Raw genomic sequence first — 24,742 nt, forward strand, 5'->3', positions numbered from 1 at the left:
TAAATTTGCTCCGTCATTTTGACAGGCAATCAGATAGTCACAAATTCATGAGGGTTCATTCCCTCGATCGGAATCGGCTTGGTCAGCTTCATCAGCCCCATGCGGGAGATCGGCTGCGTCAGCAGAGTTTCCAGCGCCTGCATCCCTTCCGCCCGGCTGATCAGCCCGAGACCGATTGCACTCAGTCTGTCAAACTCTTCAGAAATGTGATTGTCAGCCCGCTCCCAATAACCCCAGTTCATCACTTTGACCCGGCATGACAGCCGTCCGGAAAGCTCATGGGCAAATGCGTCTTTAAATGCGCACCCCGCCGCATAATGACTTTGATTCGGATTCTTAATATATGAAATAACCGAAGAGAAAAAGAGAATAAAGTCCAAAGACTCTTTCGCAAATACTTCGGCAATGTTGACGGAAATATCCACTTTCGCCGCAAGACCGGCGTGAAACTGTGATTCTTCCATATCTTTTACGCTTTCATTCGCAAATACCATCGCTGAATGAACGACGCCGCTGATGATGCCGTATGTGTTTTTAATCTGTTCATAGGCGCGCTGAAGCGATGGAAGATCAGAAGCATCTGCGGCTATATATTCGGGAGCCGGGCCTGATGGCTGGTACCGGTCTATTTTTTGGCGTATCCGGCTGTCCAGCGGCCGCCTCCCGATCCAGACGACTCGGGCTTTATACGTCGTCACCATATAATCTGTCCAAACCTCGCCGATGCCTCCCGCACCGCCGATGATGACATATACGCCTCCATAGCGGTAAGGAACACTTTCAGACGGCCCGCTTTGGACCGGAAGCAATTGAGGCCGGTACCATTCCTGATGTCTGCGCACCCATGCTTTACCCGTACGGTCGCGGGGCAGGCTGAATATGTCTTCTGCGGGGAAATCCCCCCCGTCTTCAAGATCGGCCAGACGGATGTGCCAGCTCGGATGTTCTTTAGCGAGAGACCCGACAAAACCGTGCACACTGGAATGAGCGGGACGCACCTCATCATATTGGGTGATAGGCTGTGCTTGGTGCGTAATCACCGTCATCCCGAGCTGCTCTTTTCCATACCCGAGACCGATAAGAGCTTTGGCCGCTCTGAAAATCTGCAGCACCCCGCTTTTTTGATCATGGCTGTCAGAATCAGCCGGCTGAGGGGCAAACCAGATCATATGCTGAATCTCACCGAGACGGCGGAGCCGATCAGATATCACTTCAACGGAAGCACTTTGGCCGATATCAAATCGCACAGCTTTAGGAAACAATCGTAAAACCGCGTCCGCCTGCCCGTCTGTACCGCCTATGATGACAGCTTTTGCTTCGGAAATGGAGAAGCCGGTTCGGTTGTCTATCGGTTCCGCGTCCCATACCTGCATCAGTTTGACGGCTCCGGTAAGGTTACCCGGGAGATCGTATTGCTTATTATCGGTTACGGCCGGCGCACTTTCGGCCATCCGGGCAGAAAATCCTTTTATCCTTACACACACATTGCCGCGTTCATCACATATATCAATGTCCATTCTTCGCACGGCCAATGTTTCATGCGTCACAAACACGGCAGCCCACATGTTTGGCCTGCACGGATGAAAAACGGTCAGTTCATGCAATTCAAAAGGCATTAACGGCTGCTCCGGATAACCCGCTTGATCTTCATTCATAACGCCGATGGCCGCCTGAAAAGCGGAATCAATCAGACTCGGATGGAGCACAAACTGTTCGGCTTCATCAGAAACGGAAGCGGGGAGCACCAATTTTGCCAAAGCTTCTTTTTCCCCGCAATAAATGTGATCAATTCCTTGATGTGAAGGTCCGTATACAATTTCCGCCTTTGCAAACGCCGCATAGCAGTCTTCTTTTGACAGCACTTTTTTGCGGCATCGCGCTTTCAGCTGTTCAATATGCAAAACCGGCGCCTCAGACAGCGGCTCAATCACAGCGCTGCCTTCACAATAAATGTCTGAATCATTTTCATTGCTGTACACTTGAAATGAAACATTGCCGTTATCCTCCAAAGAAAGCCCTGTCGTCATACGCAGCGGCTCTTTTTTATGAACGGCCTGGCGTATCCAGCTGATATACCGCAGCGAAATGCCGGTTTTAGCCGTGTATTCAGCGGCTAACGGCGCGGCAGCCAGTTCAGCCGCGGCTCTCGCCATTTCAAGATAAGCCGCCCCGGGGAGAACACGCTTGTTTCGGACGATATGATCGGCTAAGAAGAATTCATCTCCGTTCAGTATCGTACTGAATTTTTGTTCTAACAAATCTGATGTATTGCGGTGAAGCAGCGGGTGAAGCCTGCTTTCTGTATTTGCGGAAGTGACGGGATGATCGGGCTCCGGTATCCAATATCGTTCCTTTGCAAAAGGGTACGTCGGCAGACTCATCCTGCGCGGTTTCTCCTCCCGATACAGCCGCGTCCAGTCTATCTCAAATCCTTTTGACCACAGCTCCGCAAGTTTTTTGTAAGTGCCGCTGTCCATCCATTTTCGGATCAGCTCCTCCGTATCCTGATCATCATTCAGGAAACCCCTGATTTCCGTTCCGCTATCAGACCGCCCTTGAAAGCAGCCGTCAATCTGCCGTTTTCGTTCTGTAAATTCAGTTAATTTCCTGATCAGGTCTGCTTGATCGTCCACTAAAAAAACAAGCCGCTCTTCCATTGCCAGCCGTCCCGTTTGCAGCGTATACGCCAGTGACCGCAAGGAAAAAGGTTCATCAGGCTGCTTATCTAAGCCGGACTGACCGAAAAGACCGGAAAGAATATTCTTATGTTTCACATCGTTTGTAAGACATTCTGCTAAAGTCCGGACGGAAGTATGCTGTATGAGATCAGTCATGTCTATTGCCAGCCCGTATTGATCCGTCATCAGCTCAGAAAACTGTGTCAGCTGCATGACATCCAAGCCGAATTCCTTCCAATCCTGTTCATCATCTACCGAACCGGCCGCAACATGCAGAACTTCGGCCAGAACACCTCGCAATGCATCTTCCAGCTGATTTTGCATTGTATCTATTTTGTCATGAAGCGGACTGCTTCCTTCAAGCGCTTTATCTTTGAGAAACATCAGCAGGCGGGCAGCGTATTCCTTCAGCCGCTCCGGATTTTTCGCTGACAGAGGCACGATATACGGTCTCTCTTGATCCTCCGTAATACCGAGGTTTTTAGGCCTGTACTCTTCTAAAATGAGATGAACGTTTGAACCCGTCGCCCCGAATGAACTGATGCCTGCGCGTCTCGGGCAGGCATGCTCACGGCCGTTCTCTGTATACGCCGGCCTTTTCCATGACTCGGTTTTTTGCTGCACGTAAAATGGCGAGTCCTCTAAACGGAGATACGGATTCATCGTCTCTGAGTGCAAAGAAGGAACAAGCGTTTTGTGAAACAGCTGCAAAACCGTTTTATGAAGCCCGCTGATCCCGGCAGCTGATTCCGCATGTCCGATATTCGATTTAACGGAACCGATCGCACAAAATTGCCGATCCTCCGTAAACGTGCGGTAAGCTTTAACAAGACCTTGTATTTCAATCGGATCTCCTAAAGAAGTTCCGGTTCCGTGCGTTTCCACATAAGAAATCGTCCGGGGATCGATCCCCGTCTTTTCAAGACATTCAGCTATCATATCCCCCTGCGCCACGGGACTCGGCACGGTAATCCCGCTGACGGTCCCCACGTGATTGACGGCGCTGCCTTTTATCACCGCATAAATATGATCCTTATCTTCTTCGGCTTTGTGAAGCGGCTTCAGCAGCACGGCCCCGATGCCGTCAGCTGAGACATAGCCTGTGCCTCCTTCGCCGAACGTGCGGCACAGCCCGTCACTCGAATGCATATCCATCAAGCCGTATGTGATATATTTTGTCGGGTGCAATGATAAATTGACGCCTCCGGCAAGAGCTGCTTCACATTCACCGCGTCTCAGACTTTCCGCCGCCATATGAACGGCCGTCAAAGATGACGAACACACCGTGTCAACCGCCATGCTCGGCCCGTGAAAATTGCAAAAATATGAAACCCGGTTTGCGATCGGCGCATAGTTCAAGGGATAAGGAAAGACCAGCCCTTTAGCCGCAGCTTCAGCGCCGGCGAGAGAATAATCCATATGCATCACCCCCGCAAACACACCGACGTTCATTCTCTTATTCGGCCCTTTCGGCTGAACGATTGTTTCCGGGGTGTAGCCCGCATCCTCAATCGTTTCCCAGCATGTTTCTAAAAACAATCGTTCTTGCGGATCTTTAGCTTCTGCCTCTCGCGGAGAAATCCGGAAAAATTTCGCGTCAAAACAATCCGGATCGTCTATAAAACCGCCCCATTTGGAAATCGGCTTGCCGGACGGCGATCGCAAATGCTCATATGTCCTCGTATCCCAGCGGGAACGAGGCACTTCCGTTACGCTGTTTTCTCCATTTTTTAAATTTGTCCAAAATTCACGAAGATTTTTGGCACCGGGGTACCGTCCCGCCATCCCGACAATCGCAATATCTCCATTCTGCGTCCCGGCTGACGCCGATTTTTTCACGCGGATTTGGGTCGTCCTCTTTTTTTCCCGGGGCAAAGGCTCAGCACTTGAATGCCCGTTTTGAGCATGGCCGAAACCGGCTCCGTAATGTTCGCACAAATATCCCGCCAATTCCGCGATGGTCGTGTATTCAAATAACAGTGTCGGCAGTAGCTGCGTTCCGATTTTTTGTTCAATTTCCTTTACCATGTCCAACAGCCCCGGAGAATCCAGCCCCATTTCATAATAGCCGATATCCGGGTCAATCTCTTTCACAGGTTTGTTCAATCGGGCGGCAAGCAATTCTTTTAAATAAAGGATGCACTGTTCAGTAAGGCCGGCGGAAGCCTCCGCACGGCGGGGCTCAGAAGGCGCCGATTCCGCTTGCGGAGCCGGGACGGCATTCCGCCCGTCAGGTTCTTTCTTTTGCCGTTTCTGATTGATCTGTTCCGGGTCCCTCACCAGTTTATTGGCGAAGTTTTTCAGTTCGCCGACTTTTCTGCCTTCCTCATTGAAAAACTCCATTGTCACGTAAACGAGATCTTTCTTACGGGTGACGGATTCTTTTTTTATCTTGGTGATACATGTCGTCTGCAGCAATTCGGCGCAATAAAACGATTCATAAAACAGCGGCAGAAATAATTGCCCCTCCTTCCTCGTCAAAGGAGCGAGATATACATTGGAGCCGATGCTGCTCGCATCTATCAATGCGGGATGAAACATCGTCTCTTCTGCATGTTCCAGCTGATCCTTTTGCACCGACAGATCAATATAAATCTCTTTTTCAGTTTGGTAGACGCTTCCGCAGCCTTTCATCATTCCTGAATGAACCAGTTCTTGATCCCTGCATTCCGCGTAAATGTCCTCAAGCGGTATTTCTGCCGCCGTTTGTTTTACGGCATCCATCCGGACGCTTTCTTGGAAGCCGGCGGGCTTGACGGAATGCATTTGCGCCGCGGCATATACCTTTGTCTCTGCTGCTTCGTCACCTTGTTTTTGCCCTTTCACCTCTACCTTCCACTGCCCTTCGCCGTTCTCTGTACAATTAACGGAAAGCAGGATTGTTTCTCCCTGTTCAGGAGCTAAAGGGTGAAAAATCGATAAGTGCCTGAGTTCAAGGCCGGCATGAAAAAAACCGTTTTCTCTGAAAGTCTGATAGATCAGGTCAATATAAGCCAGACCCGGCAGCAGTTCCTTTCCATAGGCTTTATGATGTTTCAGAACGGGATGCTGATTGTTAATAAGAAGCTGCTCTTGCATATGAACTTCCTCCATATCGACGTTCAATTTTCAGCGCAATCGTAAGTCTTCATTTGTTTCCAAAACGTATTCAGACGGGACTTATGTGCGTTTCCATGCAGGCTTTCGGCTTTGTCCGGACGAATGGGCCGGCGTTTTAATTCCTGTCTCGGCAAAGGCTTTCTAACAGGGGTATACGCCTCTTGCTCCCAGGCTTCCATTATGACATGAGCATTCGTCCCTCCGTCAGCGAAGCTGCTGACGGCGGCAATCCGCGGTGAATCCGTCCATTCACGCAGAGCGTGCGAAAAATAAAACGGCGAGGCGGACAGATCGTAATGCGTCATCGGCTCTTTGCCCGAAAGGAAAGGCACACGCATTCGGCGCGAGAGCATAAGCACTGTTTTAATGAATCCGGCAATCCCTTCAGCGCATAACGGGTGTCCGATATTCGGCTTCATCGACCCCAATTCGCAAGGCGCGCTGTTTTGCATACGGTACACCGCTTCAATCGCCCTCAGTTCCAAAAGGTCTGTTACTTCAGAGCCTGAACCGTTTGCTTCAATGTAGCTGATATCCTCCGCTTTTCTGCCGCTTTTGGCAAGCGCCTTGGCCATCACTTCTTTCTGCGCCTGTATATTCGGTGTGGCAGGCCCCGCGGTTCTGCCGTCATTGTTTACGGAAATGCCTTTAATGACCGCATGAATCCGGTCCCCGTCTTTTACAGCCTGGGCCGCTGTTTTTAAATACACCATTCCGACGCCTTCTCCCAATACGATGCCACCGGTGCGGCGGTCAAAAATATGAAACGCAGGCTCTTCGCTTAACAGATTGCGAAGTTCGAACATCCGGTGGGTTTGACCGGATTCCAGCACACTGACTCCCCCGACCACCGCTGAGTCGATTTCACCGCAAGAAAGCGCCTGTATCGCCATATTCATACCGACAAGCGCTGAAGAACAGGCCGTATCCAAAACAAGACTCGGCCCCTTCAAATCAAAGAACTGAGAAAGATTGGCCGCTAAGTAATTCGGACCGGCTGCGACTATCGGATTTTTTGCATGCTTCAGACGGTTTTCATCAGGCATACTGCCGCCGCGTCCTCCTAAATAGACACCGGCTGACCTGCCTTTCATTTCTTGTAAAGAGTAACCGCTGTCTCTGAACAGATGAAGCGCCTCTTCTAATATAAGAAAGGACTGGATATCCATTGCCTTGATGTCTTCTTCGGGAATAAGGAAAAACTCCGGGTCAAAATGCGTTACATTTTGTAAAAGGCCCGCATAATCCGCCTTCTCCGTTTTCCAGCGCTCTTTCGGAACTCTTTGAATGGCTGACGTTCCTTCAGACAGCAGCTTCCAATAAGCTTCAATTGATTCAGCTCCCGGAAAACGGCAGGACATTCCGACAACAGCGATGTCTTGCGCCGCTCTAGCACGAGAAGGCTGAATAACAGCGGCTGCTGTTTGTTTGGGAGCGTCCGGGATTTCAGGCTGAACCGGTTTTGAAACGGCAGCTTTGATTTCCGGATATGCTGTTTCAAGCCATCCCGCCAGCGCAGCAACCGTAGGGTATTCATACAGCACCGCCGGGTCAAGGTCAGCTTTGATCCTCTTTCCGATCGCTCTGGACACTTGGGCAAGCATGATGGAATCGGCTCCGTAATCTTGAAACGGTGTATCAGATTCAAATCTTGACGGCTCCAGTCTTAATTCCCGGCAGCAAATGCCCGTCAGCCACTCCTCAACGCTTTCTGTATCGGCCTGTTCCTGCTGCTTTGTTTCAGTCAGGCCGGATGAAAGCAGCAGACGGTCAGGCTCCCATTTTTCCGGGTGAATGACGGCCGGCATAATAACAGATCCGCAATCGCCTGCCATGATGGCATCAAACAGGCTCAGCCCTTCTCTGTCAGTGATGCTCTTTAAACCGCTTTTCTGATAGGCCCGGCTTTTTGATTCGCCCATACCCGTTTCTTTCCAGCTCGGCCACTGGATGCTCAGCACCGGAAAACCTTTTGCAGCCGCAAAATAATCCATATAGGCGTTAGCCATGGCATAATCGCTTTGTCCCGCTCCTAATTCCGGCATCACGCCGGACACTGAAGAAAACAGCGCAAAAAACCGGAGAGGCTCCTTGTGCAGCGCTTGATACAAAAGGTCCAGTCCGTCTGTTTTAGGCTCAAGCACGGGCATCATCTGTTCGCTTGTTTTGCGGATAAAGGCCGGATGATCGAGATCTACTGCTCCCGCTGCGTGTAACACGCCTCCTATCGGCCCCATTTGATCTTTCACACGGCTGACGGCCTGCTCATATTCAGGGCCGGAAGATACAGACAGCACTTCCGTTCGGATACCTTTTTGTTCGAGCTCTCTAATTCTTCTCACCTTATCGGAAAACGGGGAATTCCGTTTGATATGATCATCCCATTCCGCTTTCGGCGGCATTGTTTCTTTTCCGGTAAGCACGAGTTTCGTGACTCCGTAACGTTCGGCAAAATGCCGGGCAAATAAATATCCGAGTCCCCGGGTCCCTCCGGTGATCCAGAGCACATGGTCTTTCGGAAATGAAAATTCTTTTTCAGCTAAGCTGTTTGTTTCCTTTAACCGCGCGTGATAGCGCACACCGTTTCGGTAACACACTTCGATGTCTTCAGAATCGCGAAAAAACTCATCTGCGATCTGGTTTGCCAGCTCAGGATCTTCGGCAGTCCGTTCTGCATCCATATGCCGCGAGCGGATATCCTTATACTCACTTTGGAGCATCCGGTACAATCCGGCCTTTTTTGCACCTGAGAGATTTATCGTTTCATTTGCAAAGGGTTCAAGCCCCTTTGTCACACAAAGCAGCTGAAGCTTTCGGCCGCGGTTTCTGTTGTCAATGAGAGACTGCAGACGATGAATCCAGCCGTCATCATGATTGATTTCCGTCCCGCATCCGGTCACATCAATCAGACCGCCAAATCGGGCCGCGTCCCCGGATATTTCCGGTGATGCAGCGTCAATGATTTCAGACTCGGGGAAATAACGGGACAGCTCAACGGCTAAATTTCCTGTCTGGTGATCAGCAGCTATTCCGATGACGCCCCGCACTTCCTTAGCCGGAACACGGCTGCTTTCTGCCCAGCTTTTCTGTAAAAAGCGGATTTCACGAAATGTTTCAGAATGTGATTCAGCATCACGAACATTGTCCGGCGCTGCATCGTCCGGCCAATACCGATCCTTTATAAATGGATAACCGGGAAGGCTGATGCGATGCGGCAGGCTGCCGTTATAAAGCTCTGACCATTCAACCTTCAGCCCTTTTACCCAAAGTTCCAGAAGCTTCGCGAATTTTTTTCGTTTCATCCATTTACGGACGGCTTCCTGCATATCTTCATCCTTAAAAACGGCTAGAATGTCTTTATACTGTTTGCTTTTTCCCCTGAAGCAGCCGTCTGTCCCGCCGTCAATAAAACGCTGCAGTTTTTCCGCTAACTGCTCTGTCGACGTCACGATAAACGCAGCACGTTCTTCCATCGCTTCTCTTCCGGTTTGAAGGGTGTAAGCCGCATCCCGGAGGCTGCGGTCTGTGACGTCATTTTTTCTGATCGCTTGAAGAAGCTGCTGCGCCCGCTGCTTCAGACTGGCCTCCTGTTTGGCGGATAATAAAATGACTGCGGGATCTTCATCTGTGAATGGCTCATAAATCTCCCTATCAGGTTCAATATATTCTTCTATCAATATGTGGGCATTTGCCCCGCCCGCGCCAAAAGAAGAGATTCCCGAGATTCTCGGAATCTCTTTTTGCGCTCCGTTTTCCTCAATGACCGGCCGTTTCCAGTCTGCCAATTCACGCTGCACCACAAACGGCGTCCGGTCGAATGCAATATTCGGATTCAATTTTCTGCAATGTAAAGAGGGAGCCAGCTGTCGTTTTTGAAACTGAAGCAGCAGTTTCGTTACACCGGCAATGCCTGCCGCGGCTTCCAAATGCCCGATATTGGATTTAACTGAGCTGATGGCGCAAAAACCTTTATCTGACGTTTTCGTTTGAAATGCGCGGGTCAAACCGTCTATTTCGATCGGATCTCCGAGTTCAGTGCCCGTGCCGTGGGCTTCGATACAGCTGATCATCCGCGGATGTATTCCTGATTTTTCAAGCGCGCCGGAAATCACGTCAGCCTGAGCGCTCGGACTCGGCACTGTATACCCGTTTGTTCTGCCGCCGTGATTGATATGAGTGCCGCGAATCACCCCGTAAATATGGTCCTTATCAGCTATCGCTTTTGACAGCGGCTTTAACAGCACGGCCCCGACGCCTTCCCCGGGAACAAATCCGTCCCCGCCTTCACCGAAACTTTTGCACGTTCCGTCTTTTGAAAGCATTCGATAGGCGCTGAGCTCCGCATAAGCCGAAGGATGCGTATACACATTCACACCGCCGGCAATCGCCATGTCGCATTCGCCGCGAAGGATGTTTTCACACGCTTCATGAATTGCAGTCAGCGAAGACGAGCACATCGTGTCGACCGGCATGCTCGGCCCTTTCAGATTAAGAAAATAGGAAACTCTGTTGGCCGCTGAACTGAACGACGTTTTCGGCTGCAGGGTGCCGCCGTTTTTCCAGTACATTCCGTACCCGTTTTTCGTAATGCCCGCAAAAACGCCGACCCGGCCGTTATACAAATTCTCAAGCTGTTCCTTCGTATAACCGGCATCCTCCAGCACCTGCCAGCACATTTCAATAAAGAGACGCTCCTGCGGGTCCATATTCAAAGCATCACGGGGTGAAATTTGAAAAAACAGCGGATCAAAGAAAGCGGCATCTTTCAGAAACCCGCCCCGCTTACTGTAACTTTTCCCTTCTTTCACGGCCGCTTCAGGATCAGGGTTGTAGTACTTGTCCTTTTCCCAGCGCTCTTCGGGAATTTCCGTCACACAGTCTTTTCCGGCCGCTAAGTTATCCCAGTACTCTTCAAGTGTTTCAGCTTGCGGATAACGTCCGCTGACTCCGATAATCGCAATCCCTTCTTTTGTCTGGTTCTCATTGGAAAAAGCAGGCCGTTTCTTTCGCTTGATAAACGACGGAAGCACCGGAAAATCTTCATTTGCCAAAACCTGTTCTGATATGCCTGAACGGTGGTCATCATCATTTGTCCATTTTCGGCATTCTTTTGGATAATCCGTGACAAAGTGAGCTGCCAGAGATCCCAGTGTCTTATATTCGTAAAAAACCGTTTTGGAAAGGTCACCGAAAAGCAGAGACAATTCGCGGTTCAATTTCGTCACAGTGACTGAGTCGATTCCGTAGGTTTCCAGCGGCTCTTCAGTATCTATGTTGGAAACAGCAATTTTTGTAGTCAGGGCAAACAGCGTTTTGAGCTGAAGAAGCGTTTGTTCATACAAACGTTCACTGCGGTGTTCGGCATTGGTTTTTCCGGGAGCGCCCGTCTTGATGACAGGCTGCAGCTTCAACCCTGATAGGGAAGCCCATATTTTCCCTTCTTCGTCACATAAATCAATATAAAAGCTCCCCGCCTTCTCTTGTATCTCGGCCCATACCTTGTCAGGACAAGATTCATAAAACAAAAGCTCGTCCAATGAAACCGGGGCGAGCGTTTTATATTCTTTGCCGCCAAGCAGCGCGCATGCCTCTGTCACACTTTTCATCACACAGGGAGGGAGGCCGAATCGGGCGGATTCTTTTTGGTTTGTCAATGGAATTGATATGTCTGCCAGCATCCGTCCTGCTGAGGCGTAAATACGCTCAATTCCTTTCATGTGCTCACTGTATTGAACGGTATCGTTCTGAGTGATGGCTTCAATTTGCTGCTGATCCATCAGGGAACCGCTGTTTTCCTTCAAGCGGCTGATATCCAGCATGCCAGGCGCAGCATCAACTGGCTGAATCATCCCTTGGCTGTACACATCATGATGACTGAAATCGGCAGAAAATGGATTGTAAATCTCAAACCTTTTGGCTTCACCCTCTGCGGGTATCAGCCTGATTTCGATATGGAACGGCTCAGCCTCAGTCAGAATGGGCTTTGACCACACGATATGTGTCAGCCGGACAGCCTCAGTCTCCTTTACTGTCAAAACAGCCGCAGCTCTCGCCATTTCCAAAAGAAGTTCTCCGGGCATAAGCTTTTTACGCTGTAAAGAAACATCAGCGAGAAAAAATTCCCGGCCGCTGAAAGCTGCCGAGAATCCCTGTCCCGTTTCATCAGAAATATGCTGCTGAGCAAGCGGATGAAGGGAAGCCGCTTGGCGAAGTCCCATCCGCATATCATAATCGCGCAAAATGCCGATCGCATCCTGTTTTGTCATTTTTTTATTTTTGACGTCAGAAAAAACCCGGTGCAGAAACTCTTTCATATGGTTTCCTCCATTACGCTAATCCCTGTAAAAACCGATCGTTCTTTTTACAGCGGCTTCTATGCTTATTTCGTTTTTCTCCAATTCATCAAGCAGGCGCTCATAAGTCTCAAGCGGGGACGTATCAATCTCATAAGTCTCCCGGTGCCTTATATGCTGCGCACTGTGCGGTATCCAGCAATGTGTTTTCGCAAAAGGATAGACGGGCAGGCTGACTTTTTTTGGCCTTTCGTCCGGATATAATTTATTCCAGTCGACATGTAAACCTTGCACCCATAATTTTGCAAGCATTGCATATTTGCCTGCTTCAATCCATTGATCTACGGTCCCGCTCATTTCTGCGTTGTCCGTCATCTCTGTAAACAGCTGTTTCATCGCTTTGTTCCGGCCTGTAAAGAAATTCTGCCCCGTCTCCTTGCCGCTGAGGAAATCATTCAGCGCGTTCGTAAGCTCTTCTTTTGTTTCAGCAATGACGGCAAGGCGCTCTTCCATTTCATCCCGGCCAAGCTGTAGCGTATAAGCGATACCCGCAAGAGCTCCGTCAGCTGAATGTGTCTTTTCCAAATATCTGCGCAGCTGTTCCGCACGTTTCTTCAGCTGTTCCGCCGTCTTTGCCGAGAGAATGAATAAGGACGGCTGAAGTTCACCGGACGTCCATTGTTTCTCTTCAACAGGAGAAACATATTCTTCGAGCACGACATGAGCATTGACACCGCCAAATCCGAACGAGCTGACACCCGCTCTTCGCGGCAGTTCATTCCCGCTATCATCAGCCGCTGCTTTCCATGGCTGAGTGTCGCGGACGAAGTAAAACGGGCTGTCGTCGAGGCTGATATACGGATTAACGGTTTCACAATGCAGACTTTTCACAAGCGTTTTGTGCTGCATCTGCAAAATAATTTTTAAAAGCCCGGCCATGCCGGCGGCAAGCTCTGTGTGGCCGATATTCGTTTTGACGGAACCGAGGCCGCAATGAGGCTGATCGGGTGCCGTTACTCCGGCTTTCTGATAAAGCGCTGCAAAAGCCGCTTTGAGTCCGTTGATTTCTATCGGATCTCCGAGCGCCGTTCCCGTGCCGTGGGCTTCAATATAACTCACTGTACGGGGGTCGATGTTCGCTTGCTGATAAGCTTTTATCATGACTTCTGTCTGTGCTTTCGGATTCGGCGATGTAAGGGAAGCCGCCCGTCCGCCATGATTTTCCGCCGTTCCGCGAATAACGGCATAAATACGGTCGCCGTCACGTTCCGCATCGGATAATGTTTTCAAAACAATCATGCCCGCACCTTCAGCTCTGACATACCCGTCCGCTTGATCGGAAAATGTTTTGCATCGCCCGTCTTCACTGAGCATTCCCGCTTTATTAAAGCTGATATGCATATCCGGCGACACAATAGCATTGACGCCTCCTGCAATCGCGATGCCGCAGTCTCCGGCCTGAATTGCCCTGACCGCACGGTGAACAGCGACCAATGAGCTTGAACAGGCGGTTTCAATCGGTTCGCTCGGCCCATGTATATTCAGAAAATAGCTCATGCGGTTCGGACCGATTGACGGAACCGTACCGGCGGCGGAAGAACCCTCAATCTCTATATGGAACTTTGAAGCTTCCTGAGCGTAACCGCTGTTTGTCGTGCCTGCAAAAATGCCTGTATTTGTTCCTGACAGGCTTTTGGCAGAGCAGCCGGCATCTTCAATCGCTTTCCATACATGCATCATTAAAAGTCTTTGCTGAGGATCCATCATTTCGGCTTCATGCGGAGAAATACCGAAAAATAAAGGATCAAATTGAGCGGTTTCATCAATGAAGCCGCCCCACTTTACATTGCTCGCATTTTTATCTTTCTGCGGATCTCCGTAATACTGTCTCCAGTCCCAGCGCTCCGGCGGTATTTCAGAAATGCAGTCCTTTTCTCCGGCTAAATTCTCCCAAAACATTTCCGGATTTTCAGCCATTGGAAATGCACAGCTGATTCCGATTATCGCCACGGGCTCAGGTGCAGCTGCGGTTTTTGTTTTAGGAAGACGGGACGGAATCAAGAATGGCTCCGTCTTCATTTTTTTACGCACAACCGGTTTCTCCGTTTCTGTTTCTGCCTGTGAGCCGAATGTATTTGGATGTTCCGTCAGCAAGTATTGGGCAAAACGAAAGACTGTCGGATATTCAAAAAACACGGCCGGTGTCAGTTCAAGCCCATACATTTTATTTAGTTCATTTGCAAACTGCGTGAATGAAACCGAATCAAAGCCATAATCTCTCATCTCTGATTCAGCATCTATCTCGTCTTCTTTCACCTTCAGAATGCCTGATATCATATGTTTGAGTTCCGCTTGTACTTTATTCGGCATATGGACGGGCGTCTTCCTTGACACATGAATGCTACGGGACGGTTCCGGCGTTTCAGGCATCAGGTTTTTTCGAATCCGTTTTTCGTCGCCCTCTGCCACCATGACCTGGTGTTCTCCGGAGGCAAAAGCGGCGTAAAGTGCCTGGATGCCTGAAGCCGATCGCATGGCTTTCATTCCGGTCTGTTCATACATCAGCCGTTCGGTCTCTTTGTCCACACGCATACCGCCCTCTTCCCAAAGCGGCCAGTTGACGGACAGGGTCTTCCCGCTCCGCTCGTTGTCCCGCACGAGACGGTTCCGGCGGGCTGCATATACGTCCATAAATGCGTTGGCTGCCGCATAACCGGCCTGCCCCGGATTTCCCATGCCTCCCGCCAAGGAAGAAAACAGAATGAAAAAGTCCAGCCGCACATCTTTCGCTGCTTCATCAAGATTGATAAGCCCTTTCACCTTCGGCGCCATGACGGTCTTCCGTTCGTTTTCTGTCTGGTTCAGAATGTAATTGTCAGCGATCACGCCGGCGCCGTGAATGATCCCGTCGAGTGTTCCGTGCTCCTCCTGTATGCCGCGGACGAGGGCGATGACCGCCGCCCTGTCTGTCACGTCTACCGGTTGATACAATACGCGGGCGCCCGTCGCTGCCAAGCGCCGTAAGCGGGCGGAGCGGTCTTTATCAAGCGCTTCCGCCCTTCCCGTTAATACAAGGACGGCGTTTTTGACGCGGGAGGCTATTTCTTCAGCGAAAATCAGGCCGATGCCGCCCGCTCCCCCGGTGAGGAGGTAGACCCCTTCGTCTTTCCACGGAACGGCGCCGCTTTGAGGCGCCGGCAGATGACGCCAGTTTCTGACGAGACGTTTGCCGGCTTCATAACGGATTTCCGCTTGTTCAGGATGCGCCCGGTTTTCTTTCAGCTTGGCAAGAAGCGCCGAGGCTGACTCGTCCGGATCGGCTTGGATGACTTGGCCGTACAGCTTCGGATGTTCAAGGTGAGCCGTTTTCAGAAAAGCGGCCAGCCCCGCCAATACATTGTCTTCCCCCCTGTCGGGGACAAGAAGCTGGATCAGCGTTTTTTTCTTCTGTTTTTCTTTGATAAGACGCGTGACGATCGCTGACAGCTCCGCCGCGCAGGCGTCATAACGGTCTTCAATCGGACCTTCGCCGTCAGCCGCACATACGGCGCCGCTTATGTCCTCAGCGTTCATTCCGCCATACAGTGTCACGTATCTGAAAGACGCTTCTTGTCCACCGCCTTCATCCGGCGGTGATTCCTGCCACTTTGGCTGAAGCAAGAGCGGTTTTTCCTCCGTTTCCTCTTCCAGAAAACGGGCGGTGAGCCCCGTCAATCGGACACATACCGCGCCGTTTTCATCACACAGCTCAATATGATAGGCGCCGTCCGCTGAGGAAAGCACCGCCCACATCGTCTCCCGGCACGCAGAAAACACCTGCATATCCTGGAGGGCAAACGGCAGAAACGGCCGTCCGGACGCGGAACCGTCTGAGAGCACGAGACCGATAGAAGCCTGAAGGGCGGCGTCCAGCATGCTCGGATGCAGGATGAACGGCTCCTTTTCTGCGCGGGCGGACGGCGGAAGAGTGAGCTTCGCGAGCACTTCTCCGCTTCCGGCATAGACGGCGTCAAGCGCCTGATGCGACGGTCCGTAGGTGATGCCGAGGCTGTCGAACGCTTCATAGCACTCAGCCTTTGACAAGTGACGGCCGCTGCAGCGCGCCTGAACCGCTTCCACATCGAGAACAGGAGCACGCTCCGTCTCTTCGAGCACGGCCTTTCCCTGGAAAAAGACAAGCGGCTCTTCTCCTTCGGCATACGCTTCAAAAGCAATGTCTCCGTTTTCTTCCGGCTGAAGCTTTACATGAAGCGTCACTCCTTCAGAAAGCGCCGTCACCGGACGGAGCCAAACGATCTGTTTGAGCCTGACACCCGTTTTCCCGCCGGGCAAGTCTTCAGCGGCAAATGTAACGGCGGCCCGGGCCATTTCTAAAGCAGCCGCGCCCGGAAGCACCGGTTTTCCATTGACGGTATGATCCGCAAAAAACGGTTCATGTCCTGAAAAAACAGAAGTAAAACGCTGGGCGGTAAAGGTCGATGTATTCGTGTGGAGCAGCGGGTGAAGTCTGGCTGCTTTCTCACTTTTCGCTGAGCCTGTTTTGTCAAGTGACACATCAGCTTTTGTGACCCAATATCGGTCTTTGGCAAAAGGGTAGGCCGGGAGACTGATGCGGCCCGGGTTGCGCTGATAAAGAGCTGACCAATCGACGTCAAGTCCTTTAACCCAAAGGTCAAGCAGCTTTCCGTATTTCCCTTTTTTCAGCCAAGCATTTATGGTAAGCGCCATATCTTCATCAGAAGTGAGCGAAGCCGCCAATGAATGATGTTTGGCTGTCCTGCCCCGCCAGATATGAGCATGTTCGATATTATGATCGTTTGAGAAACTCATAAGCTTCATTTTCAGTTCTTCTATCGACTCGGCCGTAAATGCAAGCCGCTCAGCCATCGGTTCTCTTCCCGCCTGAAGCGTGTAAGCGATCTTGGCTAAATCCCCGTCAGAACGCTTTTTTCTTATGACATCATCCAGAAGCTGGCGGGCGCGCTCTGTCAATTGCTGCTCATTTCGCGCTGATAAAATAATAACAGCCGGTTTTTGCGGAGAAACAGACGCGTTTTCCATTGGTTTCAGGCTGTCAGACGGCACAAATTCCTGAATGATGACATGCGCGTTTGAACCTCCTGCTCCAAACGAGGAAATGCCGGCAATTCTCGGATATTCCTTCATTTCACCCGTGATATTCAAGACAGGTCGCTTCCATTCCGTTTCTTTTTGCTGTACGAAAAACGGAGTGTGCTCAAACTCAATATTCGGATTCAATTCCGCCGCATGCAATGAAGGGGCAATCCTCTTATGTTTCAATTGCAGAAGCAGTTTGGTGATCCCCGCAATCCCGGCAGCGCTTTCTAAATGTCCGATATTTGATTTAATTGAACCGATGGAACAAAACTGCCGGTCTTCTGTTGTCAGGCGAAAAGCTTTCGTTAACCCGTCGATTTCAATCGGATCACCGAGCTCAGTGCCCGTTCCGTGGGCTTCCAAGTAACTGACCGTTCTCGGGTGAATGTCGGTCCGTTTCAACGTCTCTGCGATCAGATCAAACTGCGCTTTCGGATTCGGCACCATATAAGCGTTTGTCCTGCCTGCTGCGTTCAGCATGCTTCCTTTAATAACGCCGTAAATATGATCGCCGTCTTTCTCCGCTTGAGCAAGCGGCTTTAACACAATCGCCCCTACTCCTTCACCGTCAACAAAACCGTCCGCACTGTCTCCGAAAGATTTGCATTTATCACCGGGAGACAGCATTGAAAAAGCGGACAGCCGCTCATAGTGGGCCGGATCAACGATAAGATTGACTCCGCCGGCAATCGCTGTTTCACTCATTCCGCTCCGCAGGCTTTCTGCGGCGAGATGGACAGCTGTTAAAGAAGAAGAGCATGCTGTATCCACAGCCATACTCGGCCCTTGGAAATTGAACAAAAACGATACTCTGTTTGCGATAGACCAGTCGCTGGGAACTGTCGGGTAATTGCTGTTCATCACACCGACAAAGACTCCGATTTTCCGGCTGTCACAAAGCGTGGACGGGGTGTACCCCGCATCTTCAATGCTTGAATAAGCAGTCTGCAGAAACAACCTTTCCTGCGGATCCATCCTTTCAGCTTCCGCGGGAGATATACGGAAAAACAGCGGATCAAATTTATCAATGTCATCGAGAAAACCGCCCCATTTTGAATAAATGGACCCCCATTTTCCGCGTTCCTCGTTATAAAACGTTTTCCAGTCCCAGCGATCTTTCGGCACTTCAGTAATAGAATGCCTGCCGGCTTTTACATTTTCCCACAGCTCATCAACGTGATCGGCGCCCGGATACCGGCCTGACAGACCGATGACAGCGATATCCTGGATATAGGGATCTCCGTTCGTCCTTTCGCCTTCCTCGTTTTGAGGAATCTTGTTTTGTTTTACATTCAGATTATCTGTGTGATCAGACAGCTGTGCCTCACGCACACCCATCGCTTTCATAAATGCTCCCCGCTGAGAAAGAAGCAGGTAATCCGCGATTTCTTCTATCGTCTGATATTCAAAAAAGAGAGTGCTGGTCATTTGGTCAAACACGTTACGAAAAGCATTTGTGAGCCTGACGACCAGGATAGAATCCAAACCGTATGCGGTTAAGGAAACCGACGGATCCATTCTCCCGCTCGGCATCTTCAGCGTTTTTCCTATTAATTCCGTCAGATATGTGATGCCCCGTTCTCTTACGTTTGGAATCGGCGCGGCGCTTTCTGCGGGAGCCTGCACCCGTCCGGCGTTTTCGGGATGAGCCTGTCCATTCCCGAATTGCCGCTCGAGCGCTTCTTTACGGGAAGACAGAAAGTAATCAGCAAGCTCATCAATGGTTTGATATTCAAAAAACAAAGTGCTGCTGACAGAACCGAAGACGTCTTTTAACGCGTTGGTCAGTCTGACGACCAGTATGGAATCCAATCCGTATGCGGTTAAAGGTTCATGGGTTAAAAGACGATGCGCCGGCACTTTAAGCGCTTCACCGATGACCTTCTTCATCAGTTCAACGCTTTTTTCTCTCAGGCTGACATGCAAAGTATCATCCGAAAGACCTTCTGCGTCATACGGACGGCGCTCCGGCTTCTCTTCTGACGCCTGCGTGAGGGCAAGCCTGACCGTTCCGTCACTTTCAGCCGCTATAATCTGCTGGCCTAAGTCGTGTGCGGCTTCAGCCGGAAACAGAGGATGGACGAATCCTTCAAGCGAAAGCGCTTCCGCCCAGCCGGCCGGATCAACCCCCGGACAGCCCGGAATCCGTAAATCATGATCCTCATACAGCCACCAGCCTTCAAGAAGGCCGAACGTCACATGGTTGAATATGGTACGGCTGTTGATCTCATTTATAAACAGCTGGCCGTTTTTTTGCAGCATTGCTTTCGCATGGCGCAGCGTAGAGCGGATATTTTTTGTCGCATGAAGCACATTGGTCGCGATCACTGCGTCATACGTGCCGATGTCCGGCGCTTCTGCTGATACCGGCTGCTCAGCGTTGAATATTTTATAAGTGACATAAGGATATTCCGGACCGAATATGTCTTCTGCATGTAAAAGAAATGCTTTAGAAATATCCGTGAAACAATATTCGGCAATATGCGCTTCATACGGTTTCAATTTTCTCATGACCGCGGCGCTCGTCCCGCCCGTTCCGGCTCCGATTTCTAAAATGCGGATTTTCGCCTGCGGATCTTTTTCCAGACGTTCCTTCAAAACTGCAATCAATGTGTCAGCAAGCTTGTCATTGAAAAAATCAGAAATGATATTATTGCGGTAAATGCCTTCCACAAGACGGAAAGAGGAGTCAGGGAACATCACTTCCGTTGCCGGAAGCTTACCGGTTAAAATGTCTGGAAGCACACGCAATGTCTCTTCTGCCAATCTGACATGCGCCCTCATGTCTTTCTGGCGCAGCCAAGTCTCTTTTTTCCGCTCCCATTCCTCCCACACCTGCCCTAGATCCGTTTTTTCCGGAGTAAGCGCTAATTTATTCAGGAGGACAAAGCTCTCTTTCAGCCATCTGCTGTATTGTTCCGTTATGCCGGCAGCCGATTGAAATAACGGCAAAGCCTGACCAAGCCCGGCTCCCATCTCATAAAGGGTTGATACAAGCATTTTTTCAATAAGGGACTCCATCTCTCTCATGCAGCTCATGACACTTGATGCTTTTAACCGCTCAGCTTCGTCATTCTGCGTGATGTTAACCGTTAATTGTCCGAGTGCGGAAGGAATCTTTTCCGGATAAACCGTTACTTGTTCTTTCAGATCGTCTTTCATAAAAACCGGATCTGTCGTTTTGATCAGCGCCAGCTGGTCATGAGGTCCGGAAAGCAGGGTTTCCAGCGTTTTCATCGCTTCGGGCGCCTCAATAGAAGCGATTCCGTCCCGCTCCATCCGTTTCCGGTATTGTTCTGAAGCGACAACGCCGACACTTCCCCAAAAGCCCCAATTGACAACTTTTACGGCATACGGCGCTTTCTGTGAGATCCGCTTAGCAAAAGCGTCTTTAAACGTGCACCCGGCGGCATAATTGCTCTGTCCCGGCGCTTTTTGAAACGACATCATCGAAGAGAAAAACAGCAAGAAATCCAGGGGTTCCCCTTCAGCTACCCGGGCAATCTGCAAGCTCACATCAGTTTTTGCAGAAAGTGACGCGCGGAACTGATCCTCTTCCATATTGGCAAAACTGCGGTCTGATAACACGATGGCGGAATGAATGATTCCGCGGACCTTTCCATTTTCCTTTACAATGGTGTCATACGCCCGTTTGAGAGAGTCATAATCGGCAGCATCCGCGCTGAAATATTGCGGTGCGGGACCTAAAGCTGCAAGTCTTTTCAGCTTTCTTTCAATCTGTGTATCTTTTTTCCGTCTCCCGATCCAGATAATTTTCGCCTGATAGGTCTGAATCATATATTCAGTCCATACTTCTCCTATTCCGCCTGCTCCGCCGATAATCACATAAACCCCGCCGTGCCGGTATAATGAAGGCTCATCTGCATGAGGCTGGCAGACGGCCAATTGCTGTCGGTGCCACTGACCTGCACGAAAGACCCACGGATTTCCCTCGGGGTTCGACGGTAAAGAGAAGACATCAGGAAGATGCCGGTCTCCCCTTTGAGATTCCAAATCAAGAAGCCGGATGCTCCAATTGCTGTATTCTTTTGCGAGCGCCCCCGCTAATCCGTGTATGCTTGCATGACTCGGATTGACCTCATCATGTTCATGAATCGGCTGTGCTTGAAACGTGCAGATTGTCAATGATAGTTGTTCCGTGTCAAAATTCAGAAGCAGAAGCGATTTTACCAGCCGGAAAAGCTGCATGACCCCGTGCTCCTGTCCCTCGGCCGTATCCGCATCATAAACGGATGGAATGGGATGATCCGGCGCCGCCCATATCATGTGTTGAAAAGAGCCTTGCGCTTTAAATGTTTCAGCCATTTGTTCCGCGCTGTCCAAAGAAGTGATGTCCGGAAAACGGACATCGGAATACATCTCTTTCAAAGCCTGCTGAAAATCCAGCCCGGCCCCGATGACGATTATTTTTTCTTCACGCATGAAAGACATGCCGGTTTCCGGAATGGTGACGGTGTTCCAAACCGGTGTCATAAGCAATTCCGTTTCACAGCTTTTCTTCGGCGTGACGCCAGCTTTTTGGTTAAACCCGGCGCTTTCCTGCACCTCTTTTATGATAAAATCTTTCACTGCCGCCAACAGCACGCCGCGCTCATCACAAATATGCAGATCAAATTGGTGAACAGAGGCCGCTTTTACCTCCGCATACACAAATACGGTTTTCGCTAACGGTTCAAGCAGCTGTATTTCTCCGAAGGAAAACGGTACGATAAGCGCAGGCTCTTTTTGAAATTGCAGCACATGCGCCATTGCAGTTTGAACAGCGCCATCCATTAAGGACGGATGTAGGATGTACTGTTTAAAATCGGCTTCCAAGTGTGACGGGAGCGTTAATTTGGCCAGTGCTTTCCTTTCTGTATAAGAGAATTCGCGGATGACCTGAAAACTGTCCTTTTGCACGATTCCCGCCTCAGAGAACGAGTGATAGATGTCTTCCGGCTCCGTTCTCTGCGCAAATGGCGCCGGGAGCTGAAAGGCCGGGGCCTCTAAAGACGTCCCTTTTTCTTTACAAATCACTTCTCCTTGCGAAAAGAGGGTGCCGTCCGCTCCTTTTTCTTTCATGACATAGCTTATACGCTCTTTTTCTGCTTCAAACTCTATCATGACGGATCTTGGGTCTGTCCCTGTCACAATCGGCTCCATGTACCACACACTTTGAAGAGAGACGACCGGGCGTTCTCCCCACAATCCCGCGCCGTATGCCGCCATTTCCAGATGACAGACTCCGGGAAGCACATATTTTTCGTTCACTAAATGATCTTTAAAGAAATATTCATCCTTGGAAAATATCTTTTGAAACGTCCCTTTCCGGGCGGATGAAATATTCTCATCAAGCAGAGGATGCAGCGCTTCACGCTTTTTGATATTTTGGGGCTTTTTTGTATACCGCTTTTTTTGATCGGTCAGCCAGGACGTTTCCTTTAAAAACGGATACGTAGGAAGCGGAACTTTCTGATACGGCGTTTCCGGCTTTTTGCAACCTTGAAGGCCTTTCACCCACAGCGCGGCAAATTTCTCAGGATCTGAAACGGATTGGCCTGAAACGTCCGGCCGCCCGTGTGACGCTTTTCCGAAGTACATATACCTGCCGTCGCTGTGACCGCTTACAAATCCGTCCAATCGCTGTTTCAGCTCAGAAAGGGATGATGCAATGACAGCAAGCCGGAAGGAGAAAGGCTCTCTGCCTGACAATAAGGTGGCAGCGATATTTTCCAGACTGTATCCGCCGGCAGAAGGCAGGTTTTCCAAACGGGCAAGAAAGGAGCTCAATTTCCCGGCATATTCTTTCAGCTGCTGTTCGGAATGTGCGCTTAATACGACGGCATGCGGTTTTTGCTCAGTATTCTTGTCCGCTTGCCGTTTTGGCTGATAAGCACCTACGATCAGATGGGCATTAGAGCCTCCTGCGCCGAATGAACTGATTGCGGCGATTCTCGGTTTATCTCCTTCAGCCGGCCACGGCCGGTTGTTTCGGACGACATAAAATGGCGAATCAGAAAAAGAAATCTTGCGGTTCAGTTCCTCGGAGTGCAGACTGGCGGGAAGCGTTTCATGTTTCATGCTTAAAAGCACCTTGATTAAACCGGCGATCCCTGCAGCCGCTTCCAAATGTCCGATATTGGATTTCACCGAGCCGATTCCGCAGTAGTTTTTCTCATCGGTCTGTTTATCAAATGCCATAGACAGGCCGCGTATCTCAATCGGATCGCCGAGCGCCGTGCCGGTTCCGTGAGCTTCAATGTAGCTGATATCCGCCGGACTTACCGCGGCTCTGTTTAGAGCGGATAAAATCAGGTCCCGGTGCGCTTCCGGATTCGGCACCGTATACCCGGTCGTTTTGCCGCCGTGATTAGTGGCTGACCCCTTAATGACACCGTAGATGTGGTCTTTGTCCGCAATCGCTTTTTTCAATGGTTTTAACAAAACGGCTCCCGCGCCTTCGCCGGGCACGTAACCGTCTCCGCCTTCACCGAAACTGCGGCATTTTCCTTCAGAAGACAGAAAATGCGATTGGCTTAAAAACATGTATTTTTGCGGATGTAAGCTGAGGTTGACGCCTCCGGCCAGCGCCATTTCACAGTCGCCCGACATAATGGCCTGACAAGCCTGATGGACGGCGACAAGCGATGAAGAACACGCCGTATCAACAGCGATGCTCGGGCCATGGAGATCAAGGAAATAAGAAACCCGGTTCGGAATGCCCCAATATAAGGAGCCGGGGCCTTTGTACTGATCTTTGAGGAAACCTTCTTCGTGTGCAATTAATGAATATTCATTCCAGGTCACTCCGGCGAATACACCGATTTGATCCGTCGGCCTCGCCGCCGGATTCCCGTAACCGGCATCCTCCATCGCTTCCCAGCAGCACGTGACATACAATTTTTGCTGAGGATCCATTAAATCAGCTTCCCACGGGGAAACAGAAAAAAACAGCGGGTCAAATTGATCCGGATGATCAATAAAACCTCCCCATTTACTGTATGAAGCGTATTCTGCCGTTTTCTCTTCCGAGTAATAAGAGCTGTCCCATCTGTCCTCTGGGATTTCAGTGACACAATCTTTATTTTCCATTAAATTGTTCCAAAAATCATGCTGGTTTTCCGCTTTCGGAAACATCCCGCTCATTCCGATAACCGCAATATCAGAGCTCCCGTCCGTTGCCGGTTCAGGCACCTTTTCAGCCGCCTGTACGGGAAGCAATTCTTCTTCCTGCCGGCTTCCCGTATCAGGCTCCGTTTCTGTGAATTCAAGAACGCTTTCGGGATTTCGTTTCTGCGCACTTAAAAACTCACTCAATTTCTCAATGTTCGGATATTCAAACAGCAGCGTTTCAGAAAGGCCGGTAAATTCTTTATGCAATATGGTCATGATTTCTTCACTGATGAGAGACGTCACGCCAAGAGTAAAAAAAGCGGTTTTATCTTCCGCTTCGGTCACCTCGGCACCCAGCTTTTGCGCTATTACCGTTCTTAAAAATTCGTTAATACATTTCATGAGGATACCATCCCTTGTACAAAAGAATTTTTCTGTGCT

3 protein-coding genes are annotated in these 24,742 nt (G+C 50.2%); all 3 read right to left on the reverse strand.

Annotated elements, in window-relative coordinates; all coding sequences use genetic code 11:
• Positions 1–29: 29 nt before the first annotated feature.
• The 3 genes from NQS30_RS04415 to NQS30_RS04425 are packed head-to-tail and all read right to left on the reverse strand — an operon-like array spanning position 30 to position 24,703.
• Positions 30–5,756, reverse strand: a complete 5,727-nt coding sequence (locus NQS30_RS04415) for a type I polyketide synthase (protein ID WP_015240159.1) — start codon at positions 5,754–5,756, stop codon at positions 30–32.
• Positions 5,757–5,779: 23 nt separating this feature from the next.
• The gene (locus NQS30_RS04420; RefSeq protein ID WP_218791289.1) at positions 5,780–12,091 is read right to left on the reverse strand and encodes a type I polyketide synthase; all 6,312 of its coding nucleotides are present in this window, start codon (positions 12,089–12,091) and stop codon (positions 5,780–5,782) included.
• Between the two features lie 18 nt (positions 12,092–12,109).
• Complete coding sequence (locus tag NQS30_RS04425; protein WP_218791290.1) at positions 12,110–24,703, reverse strand: type I polyketide synthase; 12,594 nt, start codon at positions 24,701–24,703, stop codon at positions 12,110–12,112.
• Positions 24,704–24,742 lie beyond the last annotated feature (39 nt).

The sequence above is a fragment of the Bacillus sp. B1(2022) genome (assembly GCF_040259625.1).
Taxonomy (GTDB): domain Bacteria; phylum Bacillota; class Bacilli; order Bacillales; family Bacillaceae; genus Bacillus; species Bacillus velezensis.

Excerpts from the sequence above, each read along its gene's own strand:
- NQS30_RS04415 (WP_015240159.1), bottom strand. The coding sequence starts at position 5,756 with ATGCAAGAGCAGCTTCTTATTAACAATCAGCATCCCGTTCTGAAACAT.
- NQS30_RS04425 (WP_218791290.1), bottom strand. The coding sequence starts at position 24,703 with ATGAAATGTATTAACGAATTTTTAAGAACGGTAATAGCGCAAAAGCTG.
- NQS30_RS04420 (WP_218791289.1), bottom strand. The coding sequence starts at position 12,091 with ATGAAAGAGTTTCTGCACCGGGTTTTTTCTGACGTCAAAAATAAAAAA.